15 protein-coding genes are annotated in these 20619 nt (G+C 50.9%); 12 read left to right on the forward strand and 3 right to left on the reverse strand.

The window, feature by feature from the left end:
• Positions 1-550 precede the first annotated feature (550 nt).
• From metA to aceK, 4 genes are all read left to right on the forward strand, one after another.
• On the forward strand, positions 551-1480 hold the full coding sequence (gene metA / locus BS639_RS13300; RefSeq protein WP_055774105.1) for a homoserine O-acetyltransferase MetA: 930 nt from the start codon (positions 551-553) through the stop codon (positions 1478-1480).
• 389 nt (positions 1481-1869) lie between these two features.
• Complete coding sequence (gene aceB, locus BS639_RS13305) at positions 1870-3468, forward strand: malate synthase A (RefSeq protein WP_084983317.1); 1599 nt, start codon at positions 1870-1872, stop codon at positions 3466-3468.
• A 31-nt stretch (positions 3469-3499) separates the two neighbouring features.
• Positions 3500-4810, forward strand: a complete 1311-nt coding sequence (gene aceA / locus BS639_RS13310; RefSeq protein WP_055774109.1) for an isocitrate lyase — start codon at positions 3500-3502, stop codon at positions 4808-4810.
• Between the two features lie 63 nt (positions 4811-4873).
• Positions 4874-6607, forward strand: coding sequence for a bifunctional isocitrate dehydrogenase kinase/phosphatase (gene aceK / locus BS639_RS13315; protein WP_084983339.1), 1734 nt, complete (start codon positions 4874-4876; stop codon positions 6605-6607).
• Positions 6608-6631: 24 nt separating this feature from the next.
• On the opposite strand, the gene iclR is transcribed toward aceK, so the two are convergent.
• Positions 6632-7474 (reverse strand): glyoxylate bypass operon transcriptional repressor IclR, encoded by an 843-nt coding sequence (iclR, locus tag BS639_RS13320; RefSeq protein ID WP_084983318.1) that lies wholly within the window; start codon positions 7472-7474, stop codon positions 6632-6634.
• 213 nt (positions 7475-7687) lie between these two features.
• Here iclR and metH point away from each other — a divergent pair, with 213 nt between their 5' ends.
• Positions 7688-11389 carry a methionine synthase gene (metH, locus tag BS639_RS13325; RefSeq protein WP_084983319.1) on the forward strand — a complete coding sequence of 1234 codons (3702 nt, stop codon included), beginning with the start codon at positions 7688-7690 and terminating at the stop codon, positions 11387-11389.
• Positions 11390-11473: 84 nt separating this feature from the next.
• On the opposite strand, the gene BS639_RS13330 is transcribed toward metH, so the two are convergent.
• Positions 11474-12184, reverse strand: coding sequence for a UTRA domain-containing protein (locus BS639_RS13330; RefSeq protein WP_084983320.1), 711 nt, complete (start codon positions 12182-12184; stop codon positions 11474-11476).
• A gap of 202 nt (positions 12185-12386) precedes the next feature.
• Between BS639_RS13330 and BS639_RS13335 the strand changes: the two genes are divergently transcribed.
• From BS639_RS13335 to BS639_RS13365, 7 genes are all read left to right on the forward strand, one after another.
• On the forward strand, positions 12387-13445 hold the full coding sequence (locus BS639_RS13335) for an ABC transporter substrate-binding protein (RefSeq protein WP_055774117.1): 1059 nt from the start codon (positions 12387-12389) through the stop codon (positions 13443-13445).
• Positions 13446-13727: 282 nt separating this feature from the next.
• Complete coding sequence (locus BS639_RS13340; protein ID WP_055774119.1) at positions 13728-14525, forward strand: alkaline phosphatase family protein; 798 nt, start codon at positions 13728-13730, stop codon at positions 14523-14525.
• A gap of 18 nt (positions 14526-14543) precedes the next feature.
• The gene (locus tag BS639_RS13345; RefSeq protein WP_055774121.1) at positions 14544-15383 is read left to right on the forward strand and encodes an ABC transporter permease; all 840 of its coding nucleotides are present in this window, start codon (positions 14544-14546) and stop codon (positions 15381-15383) included.
• Between the two features lie 38 nt (positions 15384-15421).
• The gene (locus BS639_RS13350; RefSeq protein WP_084983321.1) at positions 15422-16207 is read left to right on the forward strand and encodes an ABC transporter permease; all 786 of its coding nucleotides are present in this window, start codon (positions 15422-15424) and stop codon (positions 16205-16207) included.
• 1 nt (position 16208) lies between these two features.
• Positions 16209-17201, forward strand: a complete 993-nt coding sequence (locus BS639_RS13355; protein WP_084983322.1) for an ABC transporter ATP-binding protein — start codon at positions 16209-16211, stop codon at positions 17199-17201.
• Positions 17198-17854: an HAD family hydrolase gene (locus BS639_RS13360; RefSeq protein ID WP_084983323.1), complete on the forward strand. Its 657-nt coding sequence runs from the start codon at positions 17198-17200 to the stop codon at positions 17852-17854. Before BS639_RS13355 ends, BS639_RS13360 begins: the two co-directional genes overlap by 4 nt.
• A gap of 15 nt (positions 17855-17869) precedes the next feature.
• Positions 17870-19525, forward strand: a complete 1656-nt coding sequence (locus BS639_RS13365; protein WP_055774128.1) for a Na/Pi cotransporter family protein — start codon at positions 17870-17872, stop codon at positions 19523-19525.
• Positions 19526-19602: 77 nt separating this feature from the next.
• Here BS639_RS13365 and panS read toward each other — a convergent pair whose 3' ends face one another.
• Positions 19603-20538 carry a ketopantoate/pantoate/pantothenate transporter PanS gene (gene panS, locus BS639_RS13370; RefSeq protein ID WP_055774130.1) on the reverse strand — a complete coding sequence of 312 codons (936 nt, stop codon included), beginning with the start codon at positions 20536-20538 and terminating at the stop codon, positions 19603-19605.
• Positions 20539-20619 lie beyond the last annotated feature (81 nt).

The raw sequence follows: 20619 nt of genomic DNA on the forward strand, positions 1-20619 counted from the left end.
GTGTGGGGTCTCCCCATGCGAGAGTAGGGAACTGCCAGGCATCAAATAAACAGAGAAACCTCAGTCGAAAGACTGAGGTTTTTTTGTTTAACTCGTTGATGGCCGGTTGCCTGCTCGAGAAGAGAGCAGGACTAAAAGCTTCGCTTTTAGCACGTTGCTTGCAACGGCCCGAAGGGTGTATGACGAAGTCGTACATAAACTGCCAGGCATCAAATAAAGCACAGAACCTCAGCGAAAGCTGGGGTTTTTTGCTAATTGACGTTTGTAAAAGGGCGAAAAGCCGGGTCAACGGCCACGAAAATCGGGCCCCTGTCGTCAGACAGGGGCCTTTTTGCGTCTGAATACAGGATGATTATTGGTCATATTCGTGCGTTGTAAATAGCCAAACCCTCATTTTTTTACGTCCTAAATAACTAAAGATTATGAATATATAGCAATATGCTGAATAATTTTCACCTTGTGATTACAAGCTCGACATGGCTCCCGAAACCCGCTATCTTCAGGCATCTAGATGTCTAAACGTATAAGCGGATGCAGTGAGGAAGTTGTTATGCCGATTCGGGTTCCAGATGAGTTACCAGCCGTGAGCTTTTTACGCAATGAAAACGTTTTTGTGATGACGTCTTCACGTGCAAAAACTCAAGAAATTCGCCCATTAAAAGTGCTGATACTCAATTTGATGCCGAAGAAGATCGAGACTGAGAATCAGTTCTTACGTCTACTTTCCAATTCCCCCTTGCAGATTGATGTTCAACTGCTGCGCATCGACAGCCGTGAGTCAAAGAACACACCTGCGGAACATTTGAATAATTTCTACTGTGACTTCGAAGATATCCAGCACGACAACTATGACGGCCTGATAGTCACCGGTGCGCCACTGGGTTTAGTCGATTTCTGCGACGTTGCCTATTGGCCGCAAATTGAACGCATCGTTCATTGGGCAAAAGAGCATGTAACTTCTACCCTGTTTGTTTGCTGGGCCGTACAGGCAGCGCTTAACGTGCTTTATGGGACGCCGAAAATGACCCGAGAAACCAAACTTTCAGGTGTGTATGCTCATCAAACGCTACAGCCGCTGGCTTTATTGACCCGTGGATTCGACGAGTCCTTCCTCGCACCACATTCACGTTATGCTGACTTCCCCATTGAAGAGCTGCGTAAATACACCGACCTCGATATTTTGGCTGAGTCAGAAGACGCTGGCGCTTATCTGTTTGCTACTAAAGACAAGCGTATGGCATTCGTTACCGGTCATCCTGAATATGACGCCGGAACCTTGGCGGGTGAGTACCTGCGTGACCTAGAAGCAGGCCTGTCGCCTGATATGCCTACTAACTATTTCCCGAACGACAATGCAGAATTGGCACCTAAGGCCAGTTGGCGCAGTCATGGACATCTGTTGTTTACCAATTGGCTGAATTATTATGTCTACCAGATAACACCTTTCGATCTCCGTCATATGAATCCTACGCTGGAATGAACTCTCGACTGATCTGTTGTTGATCATCCCAACACAACGGCCATTAAATTGGCCGTTGTCGTTTCCACCCGCCAGTTATTCTCCCTCCCTCTCGAACCTAGACAAGATCCCTTCTTTTTTCAAAAGTGGAAATCAATCCTGTTTTTAATAAAAAATTTATTCCGTTAACTCAATGAATAAAAACATGTTTATTTTTATTTTAAATAAAAATGGAAATCGTTTTTGATTTTACGTATTTATTGGTTACGCTTAATTCTATTGGCTACTAAATGACCTGCCGGATCGTGTTATTCAAAACGATCCTGGAGATGTCGGGTATATGGCCAAGGCAATCGCATAGCACTCAGATATTTAACCGCTGATTACCTTGATAAGTCAGGAGAATGTTGATGTCACAGCAGATAACCCGCAGTCCACTCGCCTTTACACGCCAGTTCTCGGAACAGGCCTCCAGCGTTTTAACCGAGCAGGCAATAGACTTTTTATCCGATCTGGTCAGCCAATTCACCCCTTCCCGTAGTCAGTTGCTTACCGAAAGGAAGACTGTGCAGGCCAATATAGACAGGGGAGTGCTGCCTGATTTTATTTCGGAAATGACTTCCATTAGAGAATCTGAATGGCAAATTAAAAGTATCCCCAATGACCTGCGCGACCGGCGTGTCGAGATTACCGGTCCCGTAGAGCGCAAAATGGTCATCAATGCGTTGAATGCCAACGTCAAAGTCTTTATGGCTGATTTTGAGGATTCCCTCGCTCCCGAGTGGGCAAAAGTTATTGAAGGACAAATCAATCTGCGTGATGCGGTAAAGGGGACGATTAGCTATACCAATGAATCAGGGAAGATTTATCAACTAAAGCCAAATCCTGCAGTGTTAGTTTGTCGGGTAAGAGGGATGCATCTGCCTGAGAAGCACGTGATGTGGGAGGGCGAGCCGATCCCCGGCGGGCTGTTTGATTTTGCCCTTTATTTCTTTCACAACTACCGCGAACTGTTGGCAAAAGGCAGTGGCCCCTATTTTTACCTGCCTAAAATGCAGTCTTACAAAGAGGCGCAGTGGTGGAGTCAGGTCTTTAGTTATGCCGAAGACAGCGTTGGGCTACCGCGCGGTACCATTAAGGCGACCGTATTGATTGAAACTCTTCCCGCCGTGTTCCAAATGGACGAAATCCTTTATCACCTGCGGGATCATATTGTAGGTCTGAACTGTGGACGTTGGGACTATATATTCAGTTATATCAAAACACTGAAAAATCACCCCGAACGGGTACTTCCCGATCGTCAGGTCGTGACTATGGAACAACCATTCCTCAGCGCTTATTCACGATTGTTGATTAAGACCTGCCATCGACGTGGCGCCTTTGCTATGGGCGGCATGGCGGCATTTATTCCCAGTAAGGACCCGCAGCGCAATGAATGGGTGCTAAATAAAGTGATAAAAGACAAAGAGCTGGAGGCAGCGAATGGGCATGACGGCACCTGGATTGCACATCCAGGTTTAGCCGATACCGCCATGTCTGTATTCAATAAAGCCTTGGGAACACGAGCAAATCAGTTGGACGTCTTACGTGAACACGATGCGCCGATTAACGCAGAGGCGCTGCTTGAGCCTTGTTCCGGTTCACGGACTGCCGAAGGTATGCGCGCCAATATTCGCGTTGCCGTGCAGTACATCGAGGCCTGGATTTCAGGTAATGGCTGCGTGCCAATTTATGGGTTAATGGAGGATGCCGCTACCGCAGAAATCTCCCGAACTTCCATCTGGCAGTGGATCCATCACGGCAAAACGCTGGACGACGGACAACAGGTAACTAAAGCACTCTTTCAGCGGATGTTGGCAGAAGAGATGCAGGTCATCCAGCAAGAACTGGGTGAGCAGCGGTTTAGCTCAGGGCGTTTTCACGAGGCCGCGGCACTTATGGAAAAAATCACGACTCAGGATGAACTGATCGACTTCCTCACGCTGCCAGGCTATGCGCTGCTGGCCTGATAAAAGCCTAAAATTATGTGGAGATAGCGTTATGAAAACAACCCGTACCCAACAAATTCAGCAGCTTGAAGAGATATGGTCGCAGCCTCGCTGGAAAGGTATTGTTCGTCCTTATACTGCCGCAGAAGTTATCAGCCTGCGCGGCTCGGTTAACCCCGAGTGCACATTGGCACAACATGGGGCGCAGCGTTTATGGAATCTCCTGCACGGCGCATCGCGCAAAGGCTATGTGAACTGTCTCGGTGCGTTGACCGGCGGACAGGCTTTACAGCAGGCCAAAGCGGGCATCGAAGCTATCTATCTTTCGGGCTGGCAGGTTGCCGCCGACGCAAATACTGCATCGAGCATGTACCCCGATCAGTCGCTTTACCCGGTGAACTCAGTGCCCGAGGTGGTGGCGCGTATCAATAATACGTTCCGCCGTGCTGACCAAATCCAATGGTCCAATAACATTGAGCCGGGTCAGTCAGGCTACACCGACTATTTTTTGCCGATCGTTGCCGATGCGGAGGCCGGTTTTGGCGGGGTGCTCAACTCATTTGAACTGATGAAATCGATGATTGAGGCCGGAGCCGCGGCGGTGCACTTTGAAGATCAACTGGCCGCGGTGAAAAAGTGCGGACACATGGGCGGCAAGGTGTTGGTTCCGACGCAGGAAGCGGTGCAGAAGCTGGTATCAGCGCGTTTGGCGGCGGACGTTCTTGGAGTTCCAACGTTAGTTGTCGCGCGAACAGATGCTGATGCCGCCGACCTGCTGACGTCCGACTGCGACCCTTATGACAGCGAGTTTATTACCGGCGAACGCACTCATGAAGGCTTTTACCGCACACATGCTGGCATAGAGCAGGCAATTTCCCGAGGTCTAGCCTATGCGGCCTATGCCGATATTGTCTGGTGTGAAACGTCTACGCCCGACCTTGCATTGGCTAAACGCTTTGCCGACGCCATTCATCAGCAATTCCCAGGTAAATTACTGGCCTATAACTGCTCACCTTCGTTTAACTGGAAGAAGAATCTGGACGATAAGACCATCGCCAGTTTCCAGGATCAACTGGCGGCAATGGGCTACCAGTACCAGTTTATTACTTTGGCGGGTATCCACAGTATGTGGTTCAACATGTTCGATCTGGCGCATGCCTATGCACAGGGCGAAGGCATGAAGCATTACGTCGAAAAAGTGCAGCAACCAGAGTTTGATGCTGTGGCACGTGGCTACACCTTTGCCTCGCATCAGCAAGAAGTGGGCACCGGTTATTTCGATAAAGTGACCACTATTATTCAAGGGGGGCACTCGTCGGTAACCGCGTTGACTGGCTCAACCGAAGAGCAGCAGTTTTCCTAATATAGCCAGGGGTCCAGTGTTAATTGGACCCTTTTTAATCGAACAATTTACAGAGGGTAGATGATGAAGACCGAACTGCTCATTGCCCAAACCATCCTGCAAGGTTTTGATGCTCAGTATGGCCGTTTTTTGGAAGTCACTTCCGGTGCGCAACGTCGTTTTGAACAGGCTGACTGGTTGGCCGTACAGCAAGCAATGAAGCAGAGAATTCATCTTTATGACCACCACGTTGGTTTAGTGGCCAGCCAGCTCAGGTGTATTACCGGGCCTCACTTTTTTGATGCAGCCTTCGTTAGCCGTGTAAAAGCTTGCTACAGCGAACTGTTACCCGACTATCCGCGCGGCGAGATAGCTGAAAGCTTCTTTAATTCGGTCTATTGTCGCATCTTCAAACACCGTGATTTAACGGCGGACAAACTCTTTATTTTCAGTGAGCAGCAGGCTGGAAGCGGTAGCCAACTGCATCGTCCGTTGGCCAGAATCCTTTCGCAGACGGAAGGGCTTTCTATTCTGCTACACAAGCTGTTAATGGAATTGCCACTGCAACTACCGTGGGATGACATTGAAAGAGACGTTGATGCTATTGCTAGCGCACTGGCCGATGCCTTAGATCCAAATACGCTCGCCGATGCGCAGTTTGAAATGGCTACCGAGCTTTTTTATCGCAATAAAGCCGCGTGGCTGGTCGGAAAAATTCGTCTTCAAGAGCAGGTTCACCCGTTCTTGCTGCCGATACATCAAACGCCTCACGGCAAACTGTTTGTCGACAGCTGTTTGACCCAACATGATGATGCCAGCATCGTCTTTGGCTTTGCTCGATCTTACTTTATGGTTTATGCCCCTAATCCCGGTGCATTGGTTGAGTGGCTGCGTGAGATATTGCCCGCTAAAACAACCGCTGAGCTTTACAGTTCTATTGGCTGTCAAAAACACGCAAAAACAGAATGTTATCGAGAGCATTTGCGCTATATGGCGCTAAGTGAAGATCAGTTTATTATTGCTCCAGGCGTAAAAGGCATGGTGATGCTGGTATTTACCCTAACCGGTAGCGACCGAGTTTTTAAAGTCATTAAAGACCGTTTCACTCCCCCTAAGCAGGTGACTGAGCAGCGGGTTCGCGAGTGCTATCAGCTGGTTAAAGAGCATGATCGTGTCGGACGAATGGCTGACACGCAGGAGTTTGAGCATTTCATCTTACCCAAGAATCGTATTAGCCCAGAGCTGATGGAAGAGTTACAGCGCGAAGCGGCCAATAAAATTGAAGACTTGGGGGACAGCATCGCCGTGCGGCATTTATACATTGAACGTCGCATGACGCCGTTGAATATTTATCTTGAGCACGCTACGTCCCAGCAGTTGCACGATGTCATTGAAGAGTACGGTAATGCTATCAAGCAGTTAGCAGCGGCCAATATTTTTCCTGGCGATATGCTGTTTAAGAACTTTGGTGTTACCCGTCACGGCCGCGTCGTATTTTACGATTACGACGAGATTTGCTATATGACTCAGATTAATTTCCGAAATCTGCCGCCCGCGCTTTATCCCGAAGACGAATTGGCCAATGGACCTTGGTACAGTGTGGCTGAGAATGACGTGTTCCCTGAAGAGTTTCGCTACTTCCTGTGCAGTGATAAACGCCTTCGTCCGCTTTTTGACGTGTTGCACGGTGACCTGTTTTGCCCCGATTACTGGCGTAGCCTGCAGCAGCGCATTCTTGATGGACATATTGAAGACGTTTACGCCTATCGCCCCAGGCAGCGCTTTAGCCACAGGATTCAGCAGCCGCTAAACGCCTAATTATTGTCCCCGTCGAATGCACAATTAATGTTTTCCGCCGCCGTAGGCTTGGGTTATTTCTTTCGCCGCGTGGATAACGAGTGCGCCAAGCTCAGTCACGCGATCATCGGTAATTCTTGAAATAGGCCCTGAAATGGAAATGGCCGCATAGGCATCGTTGTGTTCATCATAAATACAGGTCGCCACACAGCGTAATCCCAGCGCATGTTCTTCATCATCAAAGGCATAGCCGCGTTTACGGGTGTCGGCCAGCTCCTGTTTCAGGTTAGCCGGTGAGGTGCGCGTCAGTGGCGTGTAGCTGTGTAAACCAATTTTATGCAGCATTTTTACCAGGCGCTCTTCCGGCAGCGTCGAAAGGAAGGCCTTGCCCGCCCCCGAGGCATGCATTGGCAGCTTGCCACCAATCGGTGCCGACATGCGCATCAGCGCGTTGCATTGCACCTGATCGATAATGATCGCCTGATAGTCGCTGTGATCGAGCACCGCCAGGTTTACCGTTTCTCCAGATTCTTCCATCAAACGTCGCAACATCGGATGTACCATTGCCAGCAGGTTGCGGCTTTGCAGGAAGCTGCTGCCGACGACAAAGGCATGCGAACCAATAGTCCACAGCCCCAAGTCCCCTACTTGGCGCACAAAACCTTGCTGCTGCATAGTAGTCAACAGTCGATGAGTGGTTGAATTAGGCAGCCCGGCCTGCTGTGCAAGATCGGTTAGTGCCACGCTGCCTTGTGCCTCGGCAATATATTCCAGCAGTTTCAAACCGCGCGTTAAAGACTGAACCTGACCGGTTGCTGCACTGGCGCTGGCCGTTGTGTTTTTCGCTTTCTTTGTGCGTTTTACCGCCGTGGCTGAAGAAGTCACCATCATGCTTTCCCTTGTCAGCGTTGCCTAAGATATCGGCATTAAAATATTATTTTGGAATTCGTTTTCGTTTTTACAGTATGGATCGCAAACAGGTTTTGCGCTCATCCGATGTGTTGCATAGGCCTTGGAATAAGGCTCGAGAATTTGATGAAAAAGTCTCACATCCAGGCGAACACTGCGCCCAGCCAAGGTATGCTAGGATGATTGCCGGTGATGAGTGATGAGGTGAAAGTGACAAATCGAGTTGAAGCACTGCATGAACAGCTAGCGAAGCGCATTCTCGTTCTGGACGGTGGCATGGGCACCATGATCCAAAGCTACCATCTTGAAGAAGAAGACTATCGCGGCGAACGTTTTGCCGATTGGGAAAGCGATCTCAAAGGTAACAACGACCTGTTGGTGCTGACCAAGCCAGAGGTTATCACGGCTATCCATTATGGCTATCTTGAAGCCGGTGCCGACATCCTTGAAACCAACACCTTTAACTCTACCACCATCGCCATGGCCGATTACCACATGGCGTCGCTTTCAGCCGAGATAAACTATGAGGCGGCGCGGCTCGCCCGCATCTGTGCCGACGAATGGACTGCACGCACGCCGGAGAAACCGCGTTATGTGGCTGGGGTACTGGGCCCAACCAACCGCACGGCGTCGATCTCTCCTGACGTCAACGATCCCGCATACCGCAACGTCTCATTCGATCAACTGGTCGAGGCCTATTGTGAATCGACCCGTGCATTGATCGAAGGCGGTGCGGATCTGATCATGGTTGAGACGATCTTCGACACCTTGAACGCCAAGGCGGCGACCTTTGCCGTTGAAACCGTGTTTGAAGAGATGGGCGTACTGCTGCCGGTGATGATCTCGGGCACCATTACCGACGCATCCGGTCGCACCCTGTCGGGTCAAACGACGGAGGCGTTTTATAACTCGCTGCGCCACGTCAAGCCGCTAACCTTTGGCCTTAACTGTGCATTGGGTCCTGACGAGCTGCGTCAATACGTTGCCGAGCTTTCGCGCATTTCCGAGTGCTACGTTACCGCGCACCCAAACGCCGGTTTGCCCAACGCCTTTGGTGAGTATGACCTTGAAGCCAAAGAGATGGCCGAGCACATTGGCGAGTGGGCACGTTCTGGATTCCTGAACATTGTGGGGGGCTGCTGCGGCACCACGCCAGCACACATTGCGGCAATGGTTAAGGTGCTTGAAGGCGTTCCTCCGCGCAAGCTGCCTGAAATTCCGGTTGCCTGTCGTCTTGCGGGTCTCGAACCTTTGACCATCGACCCCAAAACACTATTTGTTAACGTCGGTGAGCGTACCAACGTCACGGGTTCTGCCCGCTTCAAAAAGCTCATTAAAGAAGAGAAATATTTGGAAGCGCTGGCCGTGGCGCGTCAGCAGGTTGAAAGCGGTGCGCAAATCATCGATATCAACATGGACGAAGGCATGCTTGATGCCGAAGCTGCGATGGTCAAGTTTCTGAATTTGATTGCCGGTGAGCCCGATATTGCCCGTGTGCCTATTATGATTGACTCCTCAAAATGGGATGTCATTGAAAAAGGGCTGAAATGTATTCAGGGCAAAGGGATTGTTAACTCAATTTCAATGAAAGAAGGGGAAGAGGCTTTTCTCAAACATGCTCGCAAGGTGCGCCGTTACGGTGCTGCCATGGTGGTGATGGCTTTTGACGAAATGGGTCAGGCCGATACGCGGGCGCGTAAAATAGAAATTTGCCGTCGCGCCTACAATCTGTTGACCAAAGAAGTGGGCTTTCCACCCGAAGACATCATTTTCGACCCGAATATTTTCGCCGTTGCGACCGGTATCGAAGAGCATAACAACTACGCGGTAGATTTTATCGATGCCTGTGCCGACATTAAGGCCGAGCTGCCTCATGCGATGATTTCTGGCGGTGTTTCCAACGTTTCCTTTTCGTTTCGCGGGAATGACCCCGTACGTGAAGCCATCCACGCCGTATTCCTGTATCACGCCATTCGTAACGGCATGGATATGGGTATCGTCAATGCCGGTCAGCTGGCGATTTACGACGATTTAAGCGACGAGCTGCGTAATGCGGTTGAAGATGTGATCCTCAACCGTCGAGAGGACGGAACAGAGCGCCTTCTTGATTTGGCCGAGAAATACCGAGGTAGCAAAGACGACGGCGAAGCCAACAAACAGCAGGCGGAATGGCGCGGCTGGGAAGTCAGAAAACGTCTCGAATATTCACTGGTAAAAGGTATCACCGAATTTATTGAGCTCGATACCGAAGAGGCACGTCAACTCTCCGCTCGGCCAATTGAAGTTATTGAAGGCCCACTGATGGATGGCATGAACGTGGTGGGCGACCTATTCGGCGAGGGGAAAATGTTCCTGCCGCAGGTGGTGAAATCCGCCCGCGTTATGAAGCAGGCGGTTGCCTATCTGCAGCCGTACATTGAAGCCAGCAAGGAGAAGGGTAAAACCAACGGTAAAATTCTGCTGGCGACGGTGAAAGGCGACGTGCATGACATCGGCAAGAACATCGTCGGCGTTGTGTTGCAGTGTAATAATTACGAAATTATCGATTTGGGCGTGATGGTGCCGACCGATAAAATTCTGAAAACCGCCATTGAAGAGAAGGTGGATATTATTGGCCTTTCTGGTCTGATAACACCGTCTCTTGATGAAATGGTTAACGTCGCCAAAGAAATGCAGCGCCGGGGTTTCACCATTCCCTTACTGATTGGCGGAGCGACGACTTCAAAAGCGCACACGGCAGTAAAAATTGAACAAAATTATCACGGCTCAACCACCTACGTGCAGAATGCCTCGCGTTCCGTAGGGGTGGTGTCAGCCCTGTTGTCAGACACGCAGCACGATGTGTTTGTTGAAAAAACGCGTAAAGAATACGAAACGGTGCGCATACAGCACGCCCGTAAAAAGCCGCGTACGCCACCGGTTAGCCTCGATATTGCTCGCGCGAATGCCAGTGCCCTCGACTGGGAAAACTATACGCCGCCCGTCGCCCTGCGTTTAGGGATCCAGCAGGTTGAAGCCAGCGTTGAAACGTTGCGTCACTATATCGACTGGACGCCGTTCTTCATGACCTGGTCTCTGGCAGGTAAATATCCACGTATTCTGGAAGACGAAATCGTGGGTGAAGAGGCTAAACGCCTGTTCCAGGATGCCAATGACCTGCTTGATAAGCTCTCGAATGAAAAGCTGCTCAATCCCCGCGGTGTTTTCGGGCTGTTCCCGGCAAACCGCGTCGGCGATGATATTGAAATTTATCGCGATGAAAGCCGAGATGAGGTGCTAGTGGTCAGTCATCATCTGCGTCAGCAAACTGAAAAAACTGACTTTGCTAACTACTGCTTGGCGGACTTTGTGGCACCAAAATCCAGCGGTAAATCCGATTATATGGGGGCCTTCGCGGTAACCGGCGGTTTGGAAGAGGACGCACTGGCCGAGGCTTATGATCGGCAGCACGATGATTACAATAAAATAATGATTAAAGCGCTGTCAGACCGATTAGCTGAAGGGTTTGCAGAATATCTGCACGAACAGGTGCGCAAGGTCCACTGGGGCTTTGCTGCCGATGAGAAGTTGAGTAATGAAGAGCTGATCCGCGAGAATTATCAGGGGATTCGTCCTGCGCCGGGTTACCCGGCTTGTCCCGAGCATACCGAAAAAGGCCAGATCTGGAAGCTGCTGGATGTTGAAACTCATACCGGTATGCAACTGACCGAATCGTTCGCCATGTGGCCGGGTGCCGCCGTTTCAGGTTGGTATTTCAGCCACCCGGACAGCAAGTACTTTGCGGTTGCCCAGATTCAGCGCGATCAGGTCGAAGATTATGCGGCACGTAAGGGCATGCCTGTTTCCGAGGTCGAGCGCTGGTTGGCACCTAATCTCGGATACGACGCTGATTAATCGATTATTGTCCGTCTTCTTGGCCTTTAACCCATTTTGGGAAGGGCAAGGAGACGGAGATAAGTTCTGGTCCCGAAAAATTTTTTACCCCACCTCAACGTCGATCTGTAAGGCATCATAGCGCCAGTATTCAAGATCGCAGTCAATAACCCGATCCTGCTGATCGCGGTTGATCCTGGTAATAAATAGCGCCGGGCTTCCTGCTGTCACTTTCAATGCATCTGACGCCTCCTGTGGCAAACGGGTTGGCACCATGTCAAAACGCACTCGGCCATACTTTATGCCATAGCGAGATAAATACAGATCAGTCAACGATTGAGTCAGGTCGGCGTGAAGAATATCGGGGAAAAATTGCGGATTAAGGTAGTGCTCAACGTAAAGCACCGCGCGGCCATCGATATATCGCAGTCGCCGAATGCAATAAATGTCACTTTGCAGTGGCAGATTAAGCTTTTGGCATAGATTGTCGCTGGCTCTTCTCTGACAGGCATCAATCAGTTCCGTTTGCGCGAAACGACCCTGTTCCTGAGCCATCGCATGGAAATGGCTGCGTTGCAGCGGGTTATACAGAATGCGCGGTGGGGAAATAAACCATCCGCGGCGCACTTCACGATAAATCAACCCTTGAGCCTCAAGTTGACTCAGTGATTCGCGCAACGTTATTCGCGTGGTAGAGAATTGCTCGCTCAGCGTTCTTTCCGAAGGCAGTCGCCCCTCGGCAAAATAAAGTCCGGCAGCTATCTTTTCACTCAGTGTCTGGCAGATGGTTGCTACGGCGGTCTGCGATTCACTCATTGGTCATCAGCCTCATTTCAGTGCGTTTTTGCACCACAATGGCAAGTAAAGGTCGAAAATTTGTGCGCTCGCTAACAGCGATGAGCTTAAAAATGCTGCTTTTTCACGCTGTCATATAATTATCACAAACGATCGTTAGATTGGCTTGGTTCTTGCTGGACTAGACCAGCACTCACACACACTATCATCTGGAGCATCAGTTATGAAACAGTTGTTCGCTTCTGTGTTAACCACCGCGCTGGTAATGACCACCACGACGGCGTTTGCCGCCGAATCTCTTGCGGATCTTGAGAAAGCCGCTAAAGCTGAAGGTACGGTAAACAGCGTCGGTATGCCTGACTCATGGGCAAACTGGAAAGATACCTGGAATGATTTAAACACTAAATACGGCATCAAACACAGTGATACCGACATGAGTTCGGCGCAGGAAATCGCCAAATTCTTGGCGGAGAAAAATAATGCCAGCGCTGACATCGGTGACGTGGGTGCCGCTTTTGGTCCGGTTGCGGTGAAAGAGGGTGTAACTCTGCCTTATAAACCAAGCACTTGGGATCAGGTTCCTGCCTGGGCAAAAGACAAAGACGGTAACTGGGTTCTAGCCTACACCGGCACTATCGCGTTTATCATTGATAAATCACAGGTTAAAGATGAGCCGCACAGCTGGGCTGACCTGCTGAAAGGCAAATACAAAGTGACTATTGGCGACGTAAGCACCGCGGCTCAGGCCGCTAACGGCGTGCTGGCGGCCACTTACGCGATGGGTGGCAACGAGAAAAACCTCAAGCCTGGCCTGGAGTATTTTGCCAAGCTGGCTAAAGCAGGCCGTCTGAGCCTGACGGATCCGGTCATTGCTTCGCTGGAAAAAGGTGAAGTGCAGGTTGGCGTAGTATGGGACTTCAATGGCCTGAACTACCGTGACCAGATTGATAAAACCCGTTTTGACGTTGTTATCCCGTCTGACGGCAGCATCACCTCCGGTTATTCAACCATCATCAATAAATACGGCAAGCACCCTAACGCCGCTAAGTGGGCACGCGAATATATCTTCTCTGACGCTGGCCAAATCAACCTGGCACGCGGTTATGCACGACCTATTCGCGCAGAACATTTGACTCTGCCAGAAGACGTGAAAGCTAAACTGCTGCCAAACAGCGAATACGCTAATGCCCATCCGATTGCTGACCCAGAAGCCTGGAACAAGAGTTCTAAGACTCTCCCACGTTTGTGGCAAGAAGACGTCATGATCAACATGCAGCAATAAATCCTCGTCATCTTTCGCACCGCAGGGGCGTTGGCCTCCCTCTCGTTTCCCGGTCACTTACTTCAGTAAGCTCCCGGGAAACACTCGGTCGCCGCCTTCCTGCAACGCGAAATCTTTAGAGGATTCATTTTCCTACCTTGAAGAGGAGGGAAATGTTTCAGGTAATACTCTGGTGAGAATATTGAACGGTGTTGCTCTCACTAAAGCTAAATAGATCGTTACTAAAAAGTCATCGCCTTCGACATGTGTTGAATTTTTATAAATTTATCAGGGTCACACGTAATGAAAAGCATTCTGGTGGTATTGGACGGCCTGAATTTTCAGGTAGCCCGCGATGCAATGGGATATTTACAGGCACAGTGTGCCGCAGGACGCGGACGCTTATATCAACTGGAATGCGAGCTACCTTCGCTGTCACGACCGCTATATGAGTGCATTCTTACCGGCGTAACGCCGGTGGTCAGTGGAATTGTTCACAACCACGTCGACCGTTTATCAACCCAGCGCAGCATTTTCCATTATGCGCGCGATGCGGGATTAACTACGGCGGCGGCGGCCTATCACTGGGTTAGCGAGCTTTATAACCGTACGCCTTTTACCCCAGCGCGCGATCGCCATACCGACGATAAAAGCCTGACTATCCAGCACGGGCATTTTTATTACGACGATACCTATCCGGATTCCCATTTGTTTGATGATGCGGAAAGCCTGCGCCTTAAGCATGATCCTGACTTTTTGCTGATTCATCCCATGAATATCGATGATACCGGCCATAAGTTTGGATTGGACTCGATGCAATATCGCAACAAAGCGCGCGTCGCCGACGGAATTCTTTCTCACTATCTTGATAACTGGTTAGCCGAGGGTTACCAGGTGATTGTCACCGCCGATCACGGCATGAACAACGATCGCAGCCACGGCGGAATTCTTGACGAAGAGCGTCAGGTGCCGATGTTTGTATTTGGCAGCGCATTCAGCATGGCTGCTGCCGAGCCGTTACAAACTGAACTGTGTGGCACCGTTTGCCAATTACTCAATATCAGCCACGACAAACCGCACTGCGCGGATTTACTGGTCTGAAACCGCCGAGGATAACGGATGAAAGCTAAGTGGCTCGCCCTGCTGTTTGTGCTGCCTTTCGCGGTGTTCTTTATTGCTTTCCAGCTTGCACCTCTGGTGTGGGTCGCGGTGAGCAGCTTTTATAGCGACACTTATGAAGCCTGGGGTTTTGGTAACTACAGCGACATATTGACCTCACCTTTTTATCTGCAGGCGATTAAATTCTCGTTGGATATTTCGGTTTGGTCGAGCCTGTACGGTTTGCTGATTGCTTTAGTTGGTAGTTACTCACTTCGCCAGCTAGGTCCGACAAAACTGCACGATTTTGTGATGTCCTTTACCAACATGACCAGTAATTTTGCGGGCGTACCCTTGGCTTTTGCCTTCGTCATTCTGCTGGGACTCAACGGCACGCTCACGCTGATAATGCGTAAATATGGCCTGATGAGCACCTTCAATCTGTACTCAAAAGACGGCCTGATCGTGCTGTATACCTACTTTCAAATTCCCTTGGGCGTGCTGCTGCTATACCCAGCTTTCGACGGACTGCGTGAAGACTGGAAAGAGTCGGCAGCCTTGTTGGGGGCCGGGAAATGGCGTTTTTGGCGCTATATTGGTTTGCCGGTGCTTGCCCCGGCTCTGATGGGGACCTTCGTCATTTTGCTGGCTAACGCGCTCGGTGCCTACGCGACGGTTTATGCGCTAACCACCGGCAACTTTAACGTGGTGCCAGTGCGTATTGCGGCGCTAGTATCGGGTGATATCTCCCTCGACCCGAATATGGGCAGTGCCCTGGCGATTTTGCTCGTGCTGTTAATGGCAGTCATTACACTGGTACATCAGTGGATATTGCGCAGGAGCTATCTCAATGTTCGTTAAGGCTAATTCTGTGAATATTCTGGTTCTGGAGGCAAATCATGTCGCGTGCTGAAAGCATTTATCATCGGCTCATCGTGTGGTTGCTGTTTATCGTTCTTCTCTTGCCGCTAGCAGCGACGCTAATTTATGCGCTGGTGGAGGACTGGGGCGCAACGATTTTACCCAGCGGATTCACCCTGAAATGGCTGATAGCTCTTTGGAGCGATCCGCGTTTTCTGGTGGCATTAGGACACTCGCTGCTGGTGTGCTTCGGGACGCTTTTGTTCTCGATGGTGCTTATCCTGCCGCTTATGTTTGTGATTGCTTACTATTTCCCAAGGCTTGATGCCCTGATGAATGTGTTGATCCTGCTGCCCTTTGCCGTGCCGCCGGTGGTGTCTTCGGTCGGCCTGATGGAACTGTACTCCTCTCCGCCGTTTGAGTTGACGGGCACTCCGTGGATTTTGATTGGCTGTTATTTCACCATTGCACTGCCGTTTATCTATCGGGCCATTTCCAACAACATTCAGGCGATTAATATGCGTGACCTGATGGATGCGGCACATTTGCTCGGCGCCAGCACTTGGAAAGCCGCGCTGATGGTGATTTTGCCAAACTTGCGAAAGGGCGCGTCGATTGCTGTGCTGCTGTCGTTCTCGTTTTTAATCGGTGAGTTTGTGTTTGCTAACCTATTGGTCGGCAGCCGCTATGAAACGCTGCAGGTTTATCTCTACAATATGCGCAATGGCAGTGGCCATTTCACCAGCGCATTGGTCATCTCCTATTTCGTGGTTGTCTTGGTATTTACCTGGGTGGCCAACGTTCTGAATAAAGGGAAGCGCTGATATGTCCTATTTAGAAGTCACCCAACTCAACAAGCACTACGGCCAGACGCAGATTTTCAATAATATTGATTTCAGCGCCAAAGAGGGCGAGTTTGTCACCCTCCTTGGCCCAAGTGGCTGTGGAAAATCAACGCTGCTGCGCTGTCTGGCAGGCCTGACCTCGGTTGACAGTGGAAAAATCATTCTGCAGGGGCAAGACATTGTTCCACTTACGCCACAAAAGCGCGGCATTGGCATGGTGTTTCAAAGCTATGCGTTGTTCCCTAACATGACGGTTGAGGGCAACGTGGCGTTTGGCCTGAAAATGCAGAAACTCTCAACCAGTGAGGTTAAACGCCGAGTGGCCGAGGTGTTGGCGCTGGTGGAATTAAACGAATTTGCCCGTCGTTATCCTCATCAACTTTCTGGGGGCCAGTGTCAGCGTGTGGCTTTGGCACGTTCGCTGGTAACTGAGCCTCGACTGCTGCTGCTCGATGAACCGCTTTCGGCGCTGGATGCCCGTATTCGTAAGCATTTACGTGAGCAAATCCGCCGTATTCAGCGCGAGATGAACCTCACTGCCATCTTTGTGACCCACGATCAGGAGGAGGCGTTGACGATGTCTGACCGCATTGTTCTGATGAATAAAGGACAAATCGTACAGAATGGCGACGCTGAAACATTGTATACTGCTCCGGTAAATGCTTTCGCGGCAGGATTTATTGGCAGTTATAATCTGCTCACCGCCGAGCAGGCACATGCCCTGACCGGCCAAAGCTACCCTTCACAGGTGGCAATAAGGCCCGAGTCGATCGCTTTTTGTGCTCCACAACAGGGTATTCCAGCCCGAATTATCAATCACAGCCTGCTGGGTAACGTCGTTCGTTATCGTGTTATGGCTCACAATGTCGAGTTATCCGTGGACGTTTTAAACCGCTCCGTTGCGTCACTCATCGCTGATGGCACCGATATTGGTCTACAGTTAGATCTTGATACCTTACGGGAAGTTGCATGAATCTGGCGCTATTTGATCTTGATGAAACGCTGATTGGTGGAGACTGTTCCAGCCTGTGGTCAGCCTTTATGGTTGAGCAGGGTTGGGTCGCTGAACCGGAAATATTTTTGCAGCAGGATGCCGAAATGATGCGCCTGTATGCACTAGGCCAGATGGACATGACTGAATATATGAACTGGACGCTGACCCCGCTGAAAGGCAGAAGTGTGCCCGACGTGAGCGCAATGGTTGAGCGGTTCGTGCATGAAGTTATTGCCGAGCGGGTGTATGACGACGCGCGCGCGTGCTTGGCCGAGCATAACGCTAAGGGCTGCCAGATCATTATCATTTCCGCCTCGGGCGAGCATCTGGTTGCGGCTATTGCCAGATTTCTTGGCGTGGACGAAACTCTGGCCATCGGCGTTGAGATTGTCGACGGCCTGTATACCGGTTTTACCCAAGGCGTGCCGACTTTCCGTGAAGGAAAAGTCTCCCGGTTGATGACCCTGTTAAATCAGGACTCGAGCCGGCTTGAGCACGCCAGTTTTTATTCGGATTCGCACAACGATTTGCCGCTGTTAACCCTGGTCGGCAATCCGGTGGCCATTAATCCGGATGCTATCCTGCTCCAACACGCCAGGCAGGCAGGATGGCCTATCCAGGCCTGGCGCTAAAGGAGCTATTTTTTAGTGTTAACTCTTCTTCATTTGCTTTCTGCTGTTTCATTACTCGTATGGGGTACGCACATTGTGCGTACTGGCATCATGCGCGTGTTTGGTGCCAATTTGCGCCGCGTTCTCAGCAGCAGTGTTGAAAAGAAGCCTCTGGCGTTTGTTTCGGGCATCGGTGTTACGGCACTGGTGCAGAGCAGCAACGCCACGGCACTGCTGGTGACCTCGTTTGTTGCCCAGGGGCTGGTCGCACTTTCCCCGGCGTTGGTGATTATTCTCGGCGCCGATGTTGGCACCGCACTGATGGCGCGCGTGCTGACTTTCGACCTCTCGTGGCTATCTCCGCTGCTTATCTTCGTTGGCGTGTCGTTCTTCCTTAGCCGCAAACAGACGCGGGCGGGGCAGATGGGGCGGGTCGGAATTGGTCTGGGCCTTATTCTGCTCGCTCTCGAACTGATCGTCAGTGCCGCCACGCCGATTACTCAGGCGTCGGGCGTGAAGGTGCTGTTCTCGTCGCTAACTGGCGATACCATTCTTGATGCCCTGACCGGTGCCGTCTTTGCCATCATCAGTTATTCCAGCCTCGCTGCGGTGCTGTTAACGGCAACGCTTGCGGCTACGGGCGTTATTTCACTGAAAGTTTCACTGTGTCTGGTCATCGGTGCCAATCTCGGCAGCGGTATTTTGGCGATGATCAACGCCAGTAAACAAAATGCTGCCGGTCGACGAGTTGCGTTGGGGAGCCTACTCTTCAAGCTGATTGGCTGCGTGATCGTGCTGCCCTTTATCGGGCCATTGACTGGCCTGTTGGCTAAAATTGGTATCCCCGATGAGGAATTGGTTATCTATTTCCACGTCTTCTATAACCTGATCCGCTGTCTGGCGCTGGTGCCAATGGCTGGCATGATGGCAAGAATTTGTGAACTGTGGATTGCCGATATGCCAGAAGATGACCCACGTTTGCGTCCTCGCCATCTGGACGTTAGCGCTATCGACACCCCTACGTTGGCGCTGGCTAATGCCGCGCGTGAGACGCTGCGCATGGGTGACGTGGTTGAACATATGCTTATCCTGCAGCATGAAGTGATGCATGGAAAGATAACTAACGACCGTGAGGTTCGCCGCCTGGATGACGATGTCGACGTGCTGTATACCGCGATAAAACTCTATCTGGCACAAATTCATAAAGAAGATTTGGGAGAGGACGACTCTCGTCGCTGGGCCGAAATCATCGAGATGGCGCTTAACCTTGAGCAAGCCGGCGATATTATCGAACGCATGACCGGTGATATCACCGCCAAGTCTCACGACACCCGACGCGCGTTCTCGGCGGAAGGCCTCGGTGAGCTCGACAATTTGCATGAGAAGCTGGTGGATAACCTGCGACTTAGCCTGTCGGTGTTCCTTTCAAACGATTTGACCAGTGCAAAAAGACTGCGTCGTTCCAAACATCGTTTCCGCCTGCTTGACCGCCGTTATGCGCACGCCCACGTTGACAGGCTTCATCAGCACAACGTACAAAGCATTGAAACCAGTTCGCTGCATCTTGGGCTGCTGGGCGACATGAAACGCCTTAACTCGTTGTTCTGCGCCGTCGCCTACAACGTGCTCGATAAAGACGAAAAAGACGACGAACGTGAAGAGTTGGACGACGTACCTGGTCTGGCTAAATAAAACTCACCGTTTAAAAAAAAGGGTCGCGAGAATATCGCGACCCTTTTTTATCAATCCAATTTGTCTGTCAGCGCAGATTATTCCTCAGCGGATTTCTGCTCTTTCTTCACCGGACGACCCGACCAGTAACCGGCCAGCAGCGAGCCGGAGAGGTTGTGCCATACCGAGAAGATTGCACCCGGCAGTGCTGCAATGGGAGTGAAGTACAGTTTGCCCAACGTTGCGGCCAGACCGGAGTTTTGCATGCCCACTTCCAGCGCAATGGTGCGGCATGTGGTTTCATCAAATCCAAACAGCTTACCGCCAAAGTAACCGCTGAGCAGGCCAATGGCATTGTGCAGAATCACCGCGATAACCACTACCAGTCCTACCGAGCCAATCAAACCTTGGCTCCCTGCGATCACTGCGCTGATGATAGCCAAAATGCAGACCATCGAGAACAGTGGCAGGAAAGGCTCGATGCGTTTGACGGCTTTGGTAAACAGGTGATGAATAATCAAACCAGCCAAAATAGGGATCACGACAATTTGTAGAATACTTAACAGCATGCCCTCGACATCAACGTTAATGTGCGTATCCACATAAAGACGAGTGAGCAGGGGCGTGGCGAATACGCCGACTAAGGTAGAGACGGAGGAAATGGTCACAGAAAGTGCCACGTCACCTTTGGCCAGGTAAATCATCACGTTGGACGCCGTTCCGCTGGCAACGCTGCCCACCAAAATCATACCGGCTGCCAGATCATCAGGCATGTGGAACAGCTTCGCTAGCAACCATGCGGCCAGCGGCATCACCAAATAATGCAGGAAAGTGGCGGCGGCAACCGGCGCGGGCCGAGACAGCACGCGCTTAAAATCACCAAATTCAAGCGTTACGCCCATTGCAAACATAATCAGCATCAATAGGGTGCTGACGTGCGGGCCGATAGGGGTAAAGGTCGTGGGCGTGTAATAGGCGGCGACGGCCAGTAAAACGGCCCACAGGGGGAACAGGCGTGTAATTTTGGCTAACATGCAGAGTGATCCTCAGTGTCTTGTTATAATTTAATAGTTTTTAATGTTGTGTTTTTCTTGGTAAAAAAAACCGGATCTTTC

The sequence above is a fragment of the Rouxiella silvae genome (assembly GCF_002093625.1).
In the GTDB taxonomy this organism is placed as follows: domain Bacteria; phylum Pseudomonadota; class Gammaproteobacteria; order Enterobacterales; family Enterobacteriaceae; genus Rouxiella; species Rouxiella silvae.

Excerpts from the sequence above, each read along its gene's own strand:
- metA (WP_055774105.1), top strand. The coding sequence starts at position 551 with ATGCCGATTCGGGTTCCAGATGAGTTACCAGCCGTGAGCTTTTTACGC.
- aceB (WP_084983317.1), top strand. The coding sequence starts at position 1,870 with ATGTCACAGCAGATAACCCGCAGTCCACTCGCCTTTACACGCCAGTTC.
- aceA (WP_055774109.1), top strand. The coding sequence starts at position 3,500 with ATGAAAACAACCCGTACCCAACAAATTCAGCAGCTTGAAGAGATATGG.
- aceK (WP_084983339.1), top strand. The coding sequence starts at position 4,874 with ATGAAGACCGAACTGCTCATTGCCCAAACCATCCTGCAAGGTTTTGAT.
- iclR (WP_084983318.1), bottom strand. The coding sequence starts at position 7,474 with ATGGTGACTTCTTCAGCCACGGCGGTAAAACGCACAAAGAAAGCGAAA.
- metH (WP_084983319.1), top strand. The coding sequence starts at position 7,688 with ATGAGTGATGAGGTGAAAGTGACAAATCGAGTTGAAGCACTGCATGAA.
- BS639_RS13330 (WP_084983320.1), bottom strand. The coding sequence starts at position 12,184 with ATGAGTGAATCGCAGACCGCCGTAGCAACCATCTGCCAGACACTGAGT.
- BS639_RS13335 (WP_055774117.1), top strand. The coding sequence starts at position 12,387 with ATGAAACAGTTGTTCGCTTCTGTGTTAACCACCGCGCTGGTAATGACC.
- BS639_RS13340 (WP_055774119.1), top strand. The coding sequence starts at position 13,728 with ATGAAAAGCATTCTGGTGGTATTGGACGGCCTGAATTTTCAGGTAGCC.
- BS639_RS13345 (WP_055774121.1), top strand. The coding sequence starts at position 14,544 with ATGAAAGCTAAGTGGCTCGCCCTGCTGTTTGTGCTGCCTTTCGCGGTG.
- BS639_RS13350 (WP_084983321.1), top strand. The coding sequence starts at position 15,422 with ATGTCGCGTGCTGAAAGCATTTATCATCGGCTCATCGTGTGGTTGCTG.
- BS639_RS13355 (WP_084983322.1), top strand. The coding sequence starts at position 16,209 with ATGTCCTATTTAGAAGTCACCCAACTCAACAAGCACTACGGCCAGACG.
- BS639_RS13360 (WP_084983323.1), top strand. The coding sequence starts at position 17,198 with ATGAATCTGGCGCTATTTGATCTTGATGAAACGCTGATTGGTGGAGAC.
- panS (WP_055774130.1), bottom strand. The coding sequence starts at position 20,538 with ATGTTAGCCAAAATTACACGCCTGTTCCCCCTGTGGGCCGTTTTACTG.